We start from the raw sequence: 12,773 nt of genomic DNA, 5'->3' as shown, positions 1-12,773 counted from the left end.
GCACAGGTCGGCCGCCCGCGACTACCGGGTGGGGCCTACCAATCGATAAGCGGCGCGCAGGTCCTGTCCCGCGTAGGAGTGTGTGGCGAGATCGCGCAGATGCCGGTCCGCGTTGACGGCGACGGACACCGGGACAACGCCGAAAAGATCCCTGTCCGAACCCGAGTCGCCATAGGCGACGCAGTCGGCTCGGCTCACCCCGAACTCCGCACAGAGCAGGTCGGCGATCTGCACCTTCGCCGCGGCGCTGAGAATGCCCGCCGGGTCCAACGGCTCCACGAACGGCACCGCGGGAAAACGCGAGCCGTGAGCCGCGTGCGCTCCCCATGACATCAGGCGCTCCACGAAGAAGGAGGGCGACAGCGAGATGACGGCGCAGTAGTCACCGTTGCGCCGGATCTCCCTCCACACGTCCTCGATCCCCGACATCCAGGGCGCACCGTCGAAAGCCGCCGTCACCTGCGCCTCGGTGAGATCCGTCCACAGGGCATGCACCTGCGCCGCATACTCCGGAGGGCCTATGCGCCCTTCGGAGATGGCTCGTTCGAGCGCGATGGTCTCGGCTTCCCGACCGAGCTGCCGGGAGATCTCCAAAGGAGCGGTGCTGCCGTGGAGCAGCGTCCCGTCGAGGTCGAAGAGATGAAGTCTCGCCATGTCCGCCGAGGCTACTGGGACAACCGGCGTTCAGGGGACGAGGTTTCACGTGAAACCGTCTGGCACTCATCGCTACAACCGTCTGACACTCATCACTGCAGGCGCGGAGCATGGCCAAAAGCCGGTAGGAGTGCCGGGAAAGCGGTGGACGGCATGGACCCGTGTCGGACAGCCTGACCTGCGTGCCGATTCCTTCCCCCGCCGCTTCGCCCATCCGTCGTCTCACGCCCCGCGACCTCGCCGCCTGCGCCGACTTGTCCGAGAACCGGGGCTGGCCCCGTGAGGAGCACAAGTGGGCTCTACTGCTCGCCGCCGGGACCGGATACGGAATCGACGACCCGGACGGCAGTCTCGTCGCCGCCTGTGTCGTGACGGGATACGGCCCCCACCAGCGTCCCGAACTGGCCGCGATCGGCATGGTCCTCGTCGCCGAGCGGCACGCGCGTCAGGGGGTCGGCCGCCGTCTGATGCGACACGTCATCGAGGAGATGGGCCCGGTCCCGCTGACCCTGCACGCCACCGTGTACGGACGCCCGCTCTACGAAGAGCTGGGATTCAAGGTCACCGGGCAGGCGGAGATGGTCCGTGGAGTGTTCGCCCCTGACGGCTCCGAAGCCGGAGTCTTCACCCGCCCGGCCACGGCGGAGGATCTCGCCCCCGTCCTCCGGCTGGACGAGGAGGTGTTCGGCACCGACCGCACGCACATGATCGCGCGACTGCCCGCCTTCGCGGACCAGCTGCGCGTGGCCGAGGAGAACGGCCGGATCATCGGCTACGCGGCCGCCTGGCCCAATATGGCCACTCATGTCGTGGGACCTCTGATCGCCCGGGACACGAAGACGGCGAAGGCTCTCGTCTCCTCGCTCGCCGCCCGCACCGACCGTCCGCTGCGCACCGACATCGACGTGCGGCACGAAGGCCTGCTGAGCTGGCTGAAGGAACGCGGACTGGCCTCCGCCGGTTTCAACGCCGTCATGACGCACAAGATCCCGGAACTGCCCGGTGACTGGACCCGTCGCTTCGCGCCGCTGACCGTGGCCGCCGGCTAGGCGGCTCCGGACACGCTGTGTGCCGGTCCCCCCGGATACAGGGGGGACCGGCACATCCAGGCTGCCGTACCGCGGGCGGGCGCGTCGGTGGGCGAGCGTCAGACGAGCGATTCGACGGCGGCGACAGCGAAGCCGTGGTCCTGGTCGGGCATACCGCCGCCGACCCCGATCGCTCCGATCAGACGGCCGTCGCGGTGGACCGGAACGCCGCCCGCGATGAACAGCAGCGGGCGGTCGAGCGCGGTGGGCAGGGTGTGGAAGAGACCGCCGGGCTGTACCGCGTCGACGAGATCGGCGGTGGCCGAGTCGAGCTGGAGTGCCGTGTAGGCCTTGCGGGTGCTGGTCTCTCCCGAGATCAGCACAGCCTGGTCGTCGCGCCGGAAGGCGAGCAGGTGGCCACCCGCGTCGAGGACGGTGACGCTGATCCGGACACCGGCGGCCTCGGCGGCCTGCCGGGCCGCGGTGACGAGGACCTCGGCATCTTCTGTGGTCAGGGGGGCGACGGCGGTGGTGCTCATCAGGGTCTTCTCCTTGTGGGGGTGTTCTGTGTCGAGTCGGGAAGGTGCTGGATCGAGACGCCGCGGGAACGGCCCTGGTCCCGCGGCGGGGCCCGGTCCCGGTCAGTGGTGGACGGCGGTCCGCGGTTCGGCGGGGACGCCCGCGGCGATCACGACGCCGGGCCGGGTCGTGCGGCGCTCCAGAGCGGCCGAGAGGACGGCCAGGACGAGCGCGCTCGCGGCGAGCACGGCTCCGACCCAGTTGGGGGCGGTGTAGCCGAGGCCGGCCGCGATGACGACGCCGCCGAGCCAGGCGGAAAGCGCGTTGCCGAGGTTGAAGGCGCCGATGTTCACGGCCGAGGCCAGGGTGGGGGCACCGTGCGCCTGGTCGAGCACGCGCTTCTGCAGCGGGGGAACGGTCGCGAAGCCCAGAGCGCCGATGAGGGCGATCGTGACGGCCGCCAGAACCTTGTTGTGTGCGGTGACGGTGAAGAGGGCGAGCACGACGGCGAGGCCGCCCAGAGACACGTACAGCATCGGCATCAGCGCGCGGTCGGCGAACCTGCCGCCGACCAGGTTCCCGCCGACCATGCCGAGGCCGAAGAGGACCAGCAGCCAGGTGACGGATCCGTCGGCGAAGCCGGCGACGTGCGTCATCATCGGCGCGATGTAGGTGACGGCCGCGAAGACACCGCCGAATCCGAGCACGGTCATCGCCATGGCGAGCAGGACCTGGATGTTCTTGAAGGCGGCCAGTTCATGGCGTAGGCGCACTCCCTCGGGCTTCGGCATCTCCGGGACCAGCCGGGCGATGCCCAGCAGCCCGATGACACCGAGCGCGGCGACTCCCGCGAACGTGACGCGCCAGCCGGCGGACTGCCCGATCAGCGTGCCCAGGGGGACGCCGACGACATTGGCGATCGTGAGCCCGCTGAACATCATCGCGATGGCGCCGGCCTTCTTGTCGGGCGCGACCAGTTCGGCGGCGGCCACCGACCCGATGCCGAAGAAGGCGCCGTGCGCGAGGGAGGCGACCACCCGTCCCGCGAGCATCAGCCAGAAGGCCGGAGCCACGGCGGAGATCAGATTGCCGAGGACGAACAGCCCCATCAGCACCATCAGCATTCGCTTGCGGGACACCTTCGTGCCGAGCGCGGTCATGATCGGCGCGCCGATCACCACCCCCAGGGCATAGCCGGTCACCAGCAGTCCGGCCGTGGGGATCGAGACCCCGAAGTCTCCGGCGACCTCGGGCAGGACGCCCATGATCACGAACTCGGTCGTTCCGATTCCGAAGGCCCCGATCGCGAGGGCCAGAAGCGCGAGAGGCATGGTGGGTACACCTTCCAGAAGATTGCATGGGCGCTTTGCCTGCGTTCACAATAGTTGCAGACGCGGGCTATATGCAACAGCGGGCTATTGCATCGGTGCCCTATCCTGGTTTCAGCCGCTCCGGGACGGAGGAATCGCCATGACAGCCACGGACCCCGCTCTCACCGCCCTCGCTCAGGGATGGTGCGCGCTCTCCCTGCTGCACGGGAGGATCGAGGCCCACATCGAGCGGGCCCTGCAGACCGAGCACGAGCTCAGCGTGCGCGAGTACTCCCTGCTCGACGTGCTCAGCCGACAGCACGACGGCGAAGGCGGCCATCTCCAGATGAAGCAGGTCGCGGACGCGGTCGTCCTCAGCCAGAGCGCCACCACACGGCTGGTCACCCGTCTCGAGGACCGTGGACTGCTCGCCCGCTATCTCTGCCCGACCGACCGCCGCGGCATCTACACGAATGTCAGCGACGCGGGACTGAAGCTCCTCGCCGAGGCGCGGCCCACCAATGACGCCGCCCTGCGCGAGGCACTCGACGACGCGGCCGAGAACCCCGACCTGGCACCCCTGGTCCGGGTCGTGGAGTCGGCGAGCGCGCCCGTCCACCCCGTGCCTTCCGCGGCCGTGCCCTCATAGGGTGCGCTCATGGCAGATCTTGAGATACGAGCCGCGGTCGCCGACGACATGCCTGCCGTCGTCGCGATGCTGGCCGACGATCCGCTGGGTGCCCAGCGCGAATCACCGGACGATCTGACCCCGTACCTGGAGGCCCTGGAGCGTCTGAGCCGCGACCCGAACCAGCACCTGGTCGTCGCCGTCCGCGACAGCCGCGTCGTCGGCACCTTGCAGCTCACCGTGATTCCGGGGCTGTCCCGTAAAGGAGCGACGCGTTCCCTCATCGAAGGTGTACGCATCCACGCCGACGAGCGCGGCAGCGGCCTCGGGACGGAACTGATCGAGTGGGCGGTCGCGGAATCCCGCCGCCAGGACTGCCGATTGGTCCAGCTGACCTCCGATGTCTCCCGCACCGACGCCCATCGCTTCTATGAACGGCTCGGCTTCGAGGCCTCACACGTCGGCTTCAAGCTCCCGCTCTGAGACGCTCGCTCCGCACAGCACGAGGGGCCTGTTTCACGTGAAACAGGCCCCTCGTAGCGGGTGGTGCCTACTGAATCCCTCGCCAGCCTTCCGGGTCCACTCCACCGGGCACCGGAGCCTCCTCGTCGTACGGCTGCCGCGTGAACACGAACGACCCGAGGTCCAGATGGCTCACGGAGCCGTCAGGCCGTCGCAGGGGCCGCAGAAGCTCGCCCGCGTAGTAGCCGTCGAGCCCCGTCCACGTCCCGTCGCCGTTCGCCCGGAAGCGAGCCCCCCGGCCGACGCCGGAGAGCGGACCCAGCACCAGCCCTCCGTCGGCCGGCAGCCGCAACCCGAACGCCTGCGTCCCCCAGTACCACTGACCCGCCAACTCCAGGGCGCTCTGGTCCACTTCGGCCATCGGATGCCAGGGGTCGGGGATCCGCGGCTCCGCCTCGGCGACGATGCGCACCAGATCGGCGGCCACGGTGAACACGGGCGGCCCCGACGTGCAGTTGGACAGCACCACCGCCGCCACATCCTCCTCCACGCCGATCACCAGTCCGGCGAGGAAGCCCGGCAGGGAACCGGAGTGCCCCACGAGGCTCCGGCCGTCACGATGCACGATCTGCAGGCCAAGCCCGTACGAGGACCCCGCCGCCAACTCCGTGGTATCGGGGGGAGCTGCGGGCGCACGCATCTCCCTGACGGACTCCGCGCTCAGCACCCGCTCGTCGCCCTGGGCGAGAAAGACGGCAAAGCGGGCCAAGTCCCCTGTGGTGGACCACAATTGCCCGGCCGGAGCCATTCGCCCCAGGTCCTCCGCGGGTTCCGGCATCATCGCGTCCGCCCAGGGGTGGACCGCCCATCCCCCCGCGTGCGGTGCCTGCGGACGAACACTCGTACGGCGGAGTCCGAGCGGTTCGAGAATCTCCCGGCGCAGCACTTCCTCCCAGGACGCGCCGCGCACCTCCTCGACCAACGCCCCGAGCAGCGTGTAGCCAGGGTTCGAGTAGTGATGCCGGCGTCCGACAGGATGCCGGAAGGGCTGCTCGCCCAGGACGTCGGCCAGTTCGGGACGCAGCGAGCCGGATGTGCGTTCCCACCATGGCGCGGGTGACTCGGCGGCCAGTCCTCCGGTGTGGGCGAGCAGTTGGGAGATGGTGACCTCCCCCGCGCCGGTGCCCGGCACATGCTTCTCCAGCGGATCACCGAGGTCCAGGACGCCCTCGTCGCGCAGCCGCAGCACCAGAACGGCGGTGAAGGTCTTGGTGATGGAGCCGATCCGGTACTGCACGTTCTCGTCCGGGCCGTGACCGGCCACCGAGGTCCGCGCCCCGGTCCAGACCGCCTCTCCGCCCCGGACCACCGTCGCGACGAGTGACGGGGCCCGTCCCTCGCTCTGCGCGACGGCAATGCGGTGCAGCAGGGCCCGGCGCGTGCCGGGAAGCAGATCGTCGTGGGATGTCGTCATGACACCAGTCCACCCGCCCCGGCGCCGGACGTCGAGCGGATTCAGCCCGAGCCGCCCTGCGCTGAGTTTCCCGCGCCGCGCCGGTCTGTACGTGTGAGACCGACTCACGGAAGGCTGGCGCCATGCGAAAACTGATCTACGGCATGAACCTGACCCTGGACGGCTACATCGCCGCGCCCGGCGACGACATCGGCTGGAGCGTGCCGAGCGACGAGCTGTTCCAGTTCTGGTCCGACCAGTTGCAGGCGACCGACCTGTCGCTGTACGGGCGCAAGCTGTGGCAGACGATGAGCTCCCACTGGCCGACCGGCGACCAGCAGCCGGGCGCCACCCCGGCGGAGATCGAGTTCGCGCGCCGCTGGCGGGACATGTCGAAGGTGGTGCTCTCCTCGACGATCGACAAGGTCGACTGGAACACCCGCCTGGTCACCGGCGACGCGGTCGCCGAGATCACCCGGCTCAAGGCCGAGGACGGCGGCCCGATGGACATCGGCGGCGCGACGCTCGCCGGGGCGGCCATGCGGGCCGGGCTGATCGACGAGTACGTGCTGGCCACCGCGCCGGTCCTGGCGGGCGGCGGCACGCCGTTCTTCACCGCGCTGGACAACTGGGTGAACCTGAACCTGGTGGAGACGCGGACGTTTCCCGGCGGCGTGATCCTGACCAGGTACGAGACGAGGCGCTGAGCGCCCGTCCGGGAGTCACGGGCCATATGCTCCGCGGGTGACACCCCCGGGGGTGACCCGGACCACCGCCCGAGCCGCCCCGGCGGGGCGCCGGATCAGGTCTGTGCCATGTCCACGAAACGCGAGTAGTGACCCTGGAAGGCGACCGTGATCGTCGCCGTCGGGCCGTTACGGTGCTTGCCGACGATGATGTCGGCCTCACCGGCACGGGGGGACTCCTTCTCGTACGCGTCCTCGCGGTGGAGCAGGATGACCATGTCGGCGTCCTGCTCGATCGAGCCGGACTCACGCAGGTCGGACACCATGGGCTTCTTGTCCGTACGCTGCTCGGGGCCACGGTTGAGCTGCGACAGCGCGATCACCGGCAGTTCCAGCTCCTTGGCCAGCAGCTTCAGGTTTCGCGACATGTCGGAGACCTCCTGCTGACGACTCTCGGAACGCTTGCCGCCGGACTGCATCAGCTGGAGGTAGTCGATGACCACGAGCTTGAGGTCGGCGCGCTGCTTGAGGCGGCGGCACTTGGCGCGGATCTCCATCATCGACAGGTTCGGGGAGTCGTCGATGTAGAGGGGGGCAGCCGAGACGTCCGGCATACGGCGGGCGAGACGGGTCCAGTCCTCGTCCGTCATGGTGCCGGACCGCATGTGGTGCAGGGCCACGCGCGCCTCGGCGGACAGCAGGCGCATCGCGATCTCGTTGCGGCCCATTTCGAGCGAGAAGATCACGCTGGGCATGTTGTGCTTGATCGAGCACGCCCGGGCGAAGTCCAGGGCCAGCGTCGACTTACCCATGGCGGGACGGGCCGCGATGATGATCATCTGGCCCGGGTGCAGACCATTGGTGAGCGAGTCGAGGTCGGTGAAGCCGGTCGGTACGCCGGTCATCTCCCCCGAACGCGATCCGATCGCCTCGATCTCGTCGAGCGCGCCCTCCATGATGTCGCCGAGCGGCAGGTAGTCCTCGGTGGTGCGCTGCTCGGTGACCGCGTAGATCTCGGCCTGGGCGCTGTTGACGATCTCGTCGACGTCGCCGTCGGCCGCGTACCCCATCTGCGTGATGCGGGTGCCGGCCTCGACGAGGCGGCGCAGGACCGCGCGCTCGTGCACGATCTCCGCGTAGTACTCGGCGTTCGCGGCGGTCGGAACCGTCTGGACGAGCGTGTGCAGATACGGGGCGCCGCCGACCTTGGTGATCTCGCCGCGCTTGGTGAGCTCGGCGGCGACCGTGATGGGGTCGGCCGGCTCGCCCTTCGCGTACAGGTCGAGGATCGCACCGTAGATCGTCTCGTGCGCCGGCCGGTAGAAGTCGTGGCCCTTGAGCACCTCGACGACATCGGCGATGGCGTCCTTCGACAGGAGCATGCCGCCGAGGACGGACTGCTCCGCGTCGAGGTCCTGCGGCGGTACCCGTTCGAACGACGAACCGCCGCTCTCCCACGATCCGTTGTCCCGGTCGTGCTGCTCGTCCCGGCCGCGACCGCCGTTCCCGCGCCGACGGGACGAGGGCAGACGATCACTGGGACCACTGTCCGCCCAGGGGTCGTCCAAGGGCTCGGAAACAGTCACCGAGCCACCTCCTCCCGTCCGCAGAGCGGACCTAGCAGTGCCTCAATTTCTACGGCACCGCACTGACAACTGAGCGGCCCGACTCCAGATCTCGCACGTCGGTTTTGCGCGCTTTGCGAGGACGGAGGAAAGAACGGGTGCCGCACCACGTTAGGCCCGCGGGCACCGTCAGCCAATCTGGTTATCCACAGGCCATGTGGACGACGGCCCCGATGCTGTGGAGAACTCCGCGAAACCTGTGCACGACCCGGTGGACAGCCCTGTGAACAAGCCCTCAGCCGTTCCGAAGAACAGGCTCTGACCTGGCATTTTCCCGTCCACCGGCTGTGCAGAAGAAAAACTTCCCCAGCCGGATCAAGATCGCCTCGAACAGTGCGCCATCCCACACCCCGCACCCCGCGAAGTAAGGGTCTTTATCGGTTTGCATCTCTTACCTGTGGAAGATTAGATTGATGCTCATGACACAGGCTTCCGCGGCACCCAGGACGGCCCTGCGCCGACACGACCGAGAGATCGTCGCGCTGGCCGTTCCCGCGTTCGGTGCCCTCGTGGCCGAGCCCCTCTTCGTGCTGGCCGACAGTGCCATCGTCGGCCATCTCGGCACCGCCCAGCTGGCCGGACTCGGTGTCGCCTCGGCCCTCCTCATGACCGCTGTCGGAGTCTTCGTCTTCCTCGCCTACGCCACGACGGCCGCGGTCGCCCGCAGGGTCGGAGCCGGCGATCTTCGGGCCGCGATCCGCCAGGGCATGGACGGCATCTGGCTCGCCCTGCTCATCGGCGTGACCGTGATCGCCGTCGTCCTGCCCACCGCACCCTCCCTCATGGAGTTGTTCGGAGCCTCCGCCTCCGCCGCCTCGTACGCGACGACCTATCTGCGGATCTCGGCGCTCGGCATCCCCGCCATGCTCGTCGTGCTGGCCGCCACCGGAATACTGCGCGGGCTCCAGAACACGAAGACCCCTCTCTATGTCGCCGTCGGCGGGTTCGTTGCCAACGCTGTCCTCAACACCGTCCTCGTCTACGGCGCCGGCCTCGGTATCGCCGGCTCCGCCTGGGGCACGGTCATCGCCCAGTGCGGCATGGCGGCCGTCTATCTCCACGTCGTCCTCCGCGGAGCACGGAAGCACGGTGCCTCGCTGCGGCCGGACCCGGCCGGCGTACGAGCCTGCGCCCGGGCCGGCACCCCCCTGCTCGTCCGGACACTGTCGCTCCGGGCGATCCTCCTGATCGCCACGGCTGTCGCCGCCCGGCTCGGGAACGCCGAGATGGCGGCACACCAGATCGTCCTGTCGCTGTGGAGCCTGCTCGCCTTCGCACTCGACGCCATCGCCATCGCGGGACAGGCCATCATCGGGCGCTACCTCGGTGCCGACGACGCCCGTGGTGCCCGGGAGGCCTGCCGCCGCATGGTGCAGTGGGGGCTCGTCACCGGGTTCGCCCTCGGTCTGCTCGTCGTCGCGGCTCGCCCCCTGTTCCTTCCGCTGTTCAGCGGTGACCCGGGTGTCCGGGACGCGGCGCTGCCCGCTCTGGTGATGGTGGCCGTCTCCCAGCCGATCTGCGGAATCGTCTTCGTGCTGGACGGCGTGCTGATGGGCGCGGGCGACGGACCGTACCTGGCCCGGGCCATGCTGCTCACCCTGGCGGTCTTCACTCCCGCCGCCCTGTTCGTTCCCGTTCTCGGCGGAGGACTGACCGCGCTCTGGGGGGCGATGACGCTGATGATGGCGGTCCGGATGCTGACCCTGTGGCTGCGCTCCCGCTCGGGCCGCTGGATCGTCACGGGCGCGACCCGCTGACGTAAGCGTCACAGGGCCCCACCCGCTGACGTACGCCGGTCGTTTCACGGAAAACACGGACGCCGGTTTCACGTGAAACGACCGTCCAGGCATCCGCGGAAAGCCACCGCGTTCGTGCCCAGGGAACGAGCCGGATAAAGCGGAAGGGCCGCACCCCGAGGGGTGCGGCCCTTCCTCTCAGCTATGCCGAGTGCTGCACTCAGGCAGCGACGACCTCGATGCTGACCTTGGCGGCAACCTCGGGGTGCAGACGCACGGACGTCTCGTGGGAGCCCAGGGTCTTGATGGGCGAGCCCAGCTCGATGCGGCGCTTGTCGACCTCGGGGCCACCGGAAGCCTTGATCGCCGAAGCGACGTCGGCCGGGGTGACGGAACCGAAGAGACGACCGGCGTCGCCGGAGCGAACGGCCAGACGGACCTTGACACCCTCGAGGCGGGCCTTGATCTCGTTGGCCTGCTCGATGGTCGCGATCTCGTGGATCTTGCGAGCACGACGGATCTGCTCGACGTCCTTCTCGCCACCCTTGGTCCAGCGGATCGCGAAGTTCCGCGGGATCAGGTAGTTGCGAGCGTAGCCGTCCTTGACGTCGACGACGTCGCCGGCGGCACCGAGGCCGGAGACCTCGTGGGTAAGGATGATCTTCATGTGTCGGTCACCCTTCCTTTATCGCGCGGTGGACGTGTAGGGCAGCAGCGCCATCTCACGGCTGTTCTTCACAGCCGTGGCGACGTCACGCTGGTGCTGCGTGCAGTTGCCGGTCACGCGGCGGGCACGGATCTTGCCGCGGTCGGAAATGAACTTCCGCAGCATGTTCGTGTCCTTGTAGTCCACGTACGTGACCTTGTCCTTGCAGAACGCGCAGACCTTCTTCTTCGGCTTGCGCACAGGCGGCTTCGCCATGGTGTATCTCCTGTGTGATCAAGAAGTGGGAGTACGGCCCACCCTCGGCCCTGAGGCCTAGAAGGGGGGCTCGTCCGAGTAGCCGCCGCCGGAGGAGCCGCCGGAGCTTCCGCCCCAGCCGCCACCGCCACCGCCACCGCCGCCGCCCTGGTTGCCACCGGCGGGAGCGCCGGTCGCCCAGGGGTCGCCGGCCGGAGCGCCGCCGCCCTGCGGAGCGCCGCCGGGGCCACCGCCCCAGCCGCCGCCCTGCTGGCCGCCGCCGTAACCGCCCTGGCCTCCCTGACCGCCCCGGCCCGTGGTCTTGGTGACCTTGGCCGTGGCGTTCCTCAGGCTGACGCCGACTTCCTCTACGTCCAGTTCGTAGACCGTGCGCTTGACGCCCTGGTTGTCGTCGTAGGACCGCTGCTTCAGGCGGCCCTGCACGATGACGCGCATGCCCTTCTGGAGCGACTCGGCGGCGTTCTCCGCCGCCTGACGCCAGACCGAGCAGGTCAGGAACAGGCTCTCGCCGTCCTTCCACTCATTGGTCTGACGGTCGAAGGTGCGGGGAGTGGACGCGACGCGGAACTTCGCGACCGCCGCACCGGAAGCGGTGAAGCGCAGCTCGGGGTCTTCGACAAGATTGCCGACGACCGTGATGACGGTCTCGCCTGCCATGGGGGAACCTCTCGGCGGGTTTGCTGCTGGCTGCTGGCTGCTACTCGATGCCCGGGATCAGCTGAGCTGGAGAGCTCAGTGAGTCTCGGGACGGAGGACCTTGGTCCGGAGGACCGACTCGTTCAGGTTCATCTGGCGGTCGAGCTCCTTGACGACCGCAGGCTCGGCCTGCAGGTCGATGACCGAGTAGATGCCCTCGGGCTTCTTCTTGATCTCGTACGAGAGACGACGACGGCCCCAGGTGTCGACCTTCTCCACCTTTCCGGCGCCCTCACGGACGACGGAGAGGAAGTTCTCGATCAGGGGGGCGACAGCGCGCTCCTCCAGATCGGGGTCGAGGATGACCATCACTTCGTAGTGACGCATGTGGAACCCACCTCCTTTGGACTCAGCGGCCACGGTCGTTCCGTGGCAGGAGGGTTGTGATGCGTACGCAACGGTATCGGCCGCCACTGACAATCGGGCCGCCGATTCGGTGAACCGAACGGCGATCCCTGTCGTGACCTGGCGTTGAGCCTGGGCAGACACCGGTGCAGACGGTACAGACTACCTGCACACCTGCTTCCGGTTGAAATCCGACCGGGTTGGCCGTCAATCTGTACACATCGGGTGTGTATGGCGCTACGATGCGCCGCCTTCCGCAGGAGGTGCCCTATGGCACAGACAATGCGTCCCAGTACCACCGGCTCACTCTTCGCCACGGACGGCAAGCCTCATCCGCTCCAGGACACCCTGCTCGCGGTGACCCTGGTGTTCGGAGTCCTGGCCTTCGTCACGTCGATGTTCCACAGCCTCCATCTGCTCAGCTCGTGGTCCGGTCTGGTCGGGATTCTCGCCGGTGCCTACGGCCAGTTCATCTCCGAGACGACCCGGGAGCGCTTCGGCCTGATCGTGGGGCTCGGCCTCTCGGGCGTCGGCTTCTACCTCGGACTGGCCCACGGCGGCCTCTTCGGCGGTGTGATCTGAGCCGAACGTCCGTTTTCCCCTGACCTCGGGACGCTTCGCACCGCGCTCCCGGGGCCCAGGTCCCGTACGGCCATTCGGGGCGCCCGCGGGGCGCAGTAGGCTTCGGCGCGAGAGCCGGAGCCCTTGT

The 12,773-nt window shown here is 68.8% G+C and carries 15 protein-coding genes; 6 read left to right on the top strand and 9 right to left on the bottom strand.

All coding sequences use genetic code 11. The annotated features are described in order from the left end of the window. Positions 1 to 21: 21 nt before the first annotated feature. A complete protein-coding gene (locus tag ACH4S8_RS23535) occupies positions 22 to 654 on the bottom strand; it encodes an HAD family hydrolase (RefSeq protein ID WP_398397065.1) in 633 nt (210 codons plus the stop codon). Positions 655 to 836: 182 nt separating this feature from the next. Between ACH4S8_RS23535 and ACH4S8_RS23530 the strand changes: the two genes are divergently transcribed. After that, complete coding sequence (locus ACH4S8_RS23530) at positions 837 to 1,703, top strand: GNAT family N-acetyltransferase (RefSeq protein ID WP_398397063.1); 867 nt, start codon at positions 837 to 839, stop codon at positions 1,701 to 1,703. 98 nt (positions 1,704 to 1,801) lie between these two features. Here ACH4S8_RS23530 and ACH4S8_RS23525 read toward each other — a convergent pair whose 3' ends face one another. Beyond that, positions 1,802 to 2,221 (bottom strand): heme-binding protein, encoded by a 420-nt coding sequence (locus ACH4S8_RS23525; protein ID WP_398397061.1) that lies wholly within the window; start codon positions 2,219 to 2,221, stop codon positions 1,802 to 1,804. A 102-nt stretch (positions 2,222 to 2,323) separates the two neighbouring features. Beyond that, a complete protein-coding gene (locus ACH4S8_RS23520) occupies positions 2,324 to 3,532 on the bottom strand; it encodes an MFS transporter (protein WP_398397059.1) in 1,209 nt (402 codons plus the stop codon). A 139-nt stretch (positions 3,533 to 3,671) separates the two neighbouring features. Between ACH4S8_RS23520 and ACH4S8_RS23515 the strand changes: the two genes are divergently transcribed. Both ACH4S8_RS23515 and ACH4S8_RS23510 read left to right on the top strand, forming a co-directional pair. Further along, positions 3,672 to 4,160 carry a MarR family winged helix-turn-helix transcriptional regulator gene (locus tag ACH4S8_RS23515; RefSeq protein ID WP_398397057.1) on the top strand — a complete coding sequence of 163 codons (489 nt, stop codon included), beginning with the start codon at positions 3,672 to 3,674 and terminating at the stop codon, positions 4,158 to 4,160. A 9-nt stretch (positions 4,161 to 4,169) separates the two neighbouring features. Then, on the top strand, positions 4,170 to 4,622 hold the full coding sequence (locus ACH4S8_RS23510; RefSeq protein ID WP_398397055.1) for a GNAT family N-acetyltransferase: 453 nt from the start codon (positions 4,170 to 4,172) through the stop codon (positions 4,620 to 4,622). A 67-nt stretch (positions 4,623 to 4,689) separates the two neighbouring features. Here ACH4S8_RS23510 and ACH4S8_RS23505 read toward each other — a convergent pair whose 3' ends face one another. Next, entirely contained in the window at positions 4,690 to 6,075 is a 1,386-nt protein-coding gene (locus ACH4S8_RS23505) for a serine hydrolase domain-containing protein (protein WP_398397053.1), read from the bottom strand. 122 nt (positions 6,076 to 6,197) lie between these two features. Here ACH4S8_RS23505 and ACH4S8_RS23500 point away from each other — a divergent pair, with 122 nt between their 5' ends. Continuing rightward, on the top strand, positions 6,198 to 6,761 hold the full coding sequence (locus ACH4S8_RS23500) for a dihydrofolate reductase family protein (RefSeq protein WP_398397051.1): 564 nt from the start codon (positions 6,198 to 6,200) through the stop codon (positions 6,759 to 6,761). Between the two features lie 95 nt (positions 6,762 to 6,856). On the opposite strand, the gene dnaB is transcribed toward ACH4S8_RS23500, so the two are convergent. Continuing rightward, positions 6,857 to 8,326 carry a replicative DNA helicase gene (dnaB, locus tag ACH4S8_RS23495; protein WP_398397049.1) on the bottom strand — a complete coding sequence of 490 codons (1,470 nt, stop codon included), beginning with the start codon at positions 8,324 to 8,326 and terminating at the stop codon, positions 6,857 to 6,859. A gap of 458 nt (positions 8,327 to 8,784) precedes the next feature. Here dnaB and ACH4S8_RS23490 point away from each other — a divergent pair, with 458 nt between their 5' ends. Then, positions 8,785 to 10,122, top strand: a complete 1,338-nt coding sequence (locus ACH4S8_RS23490) for an MATE family efflux transporter (protein WP_398397047.1) — start codon at positions 8,785 to 8,787, stop codon at positions 10,120 to 10,122. A gap of 199 nt (positions 10,123 to 10,321) precedes the next feature. Here the strand turns inward: ACH4S8_RS23490 and rplI are convergent, their stop codons facing one another. The 4 genes from rplI to rpsF form a co-directional block, all read right to left on the bottom strand. Beyond that, positions 10,322 to 10,768 (bottom strand): 50S ribosomal protein L9, encoded by a 447-nt coding sequence (gene rplI, locus ACH4S8_RS23485; RefSeq protein WP_151471023.1) that lies wholly within the window; start codon positions 10,766 to 10,768, stop codon positions 10,322 to 10,324. Between the two features lie 18 nt (positions 10,769 to 10,786). After that, positions 10,787 to 11,023: a 30S ribosomal protein S18 gene (rpsR, locus tag ACH4S8_RS23480; protein ID WP_003949403.1), complete on the bottom strand. Its 237-nt coding sequence runs from the start codon at positions 11,021 to 11,023 to the stop codon at positions 10,787 to 10,789. A 57-nt stretch (positions 11,024 to 11,080) separates the two neighbouring features. After that, positions 11,081 to 11,680, bottom strand: a complete 600-nt coding sequence (locus ACH4S8_RS23475) for a single-stranded DNA-binding protein (RefSeq protein WP_398397044.1) — start codon at positions 11,678 to 11,680, stop codon at positions 11,081 to 11,083. Between the two features lie 75 nt (positions 11,681 to 11,755). Further along, positions 11,756 to 12,046: a 30S ribosomal protein S6 gene (rpsF, locus tag ACH4S8_RS23470; RefSeq protein ID WP_037615007.1), complete on the bottom strand. Its 291-nt coding sequence runs from the start codon at positions 12,044 to 12,046 to the stop codon at positions 11,756 to 11,758. Positions 12,047 to 12,334: 288 nt separating this feature from the next. On the opposite strand from rpsF, the gene ACH4S8_RS23465 reads away from it, so the two are divergent. Continuing rightward, complete coding sequence (locus ACH4S8_RS23465; protein WP_398397041.1) at positions 12,335 to 12,646, top strand: hypothetical protein; 312 nt, start codon at positions 12,335 to 12,337, stop codon at positions 12,644 to 12,646. The last annotated feature ends 127 nt before the right edge of the window (positions 12,647 to 12,773 follow it).

Origin of the sequence: Streptomyces sp. NPDC021080 (assembly GCF_044333225.1) — a bacterium.
GTDB lineage: Bacteria > Actinomycetota > Actinomycetes > Streptomycetales > Streptomycetaceae > Streptomyces.
The sequence above is the reverse complement of the archived record's forward strand: the minus strand, read 5'-3'. Positions and strand labels throughout refer to the sequence as shown.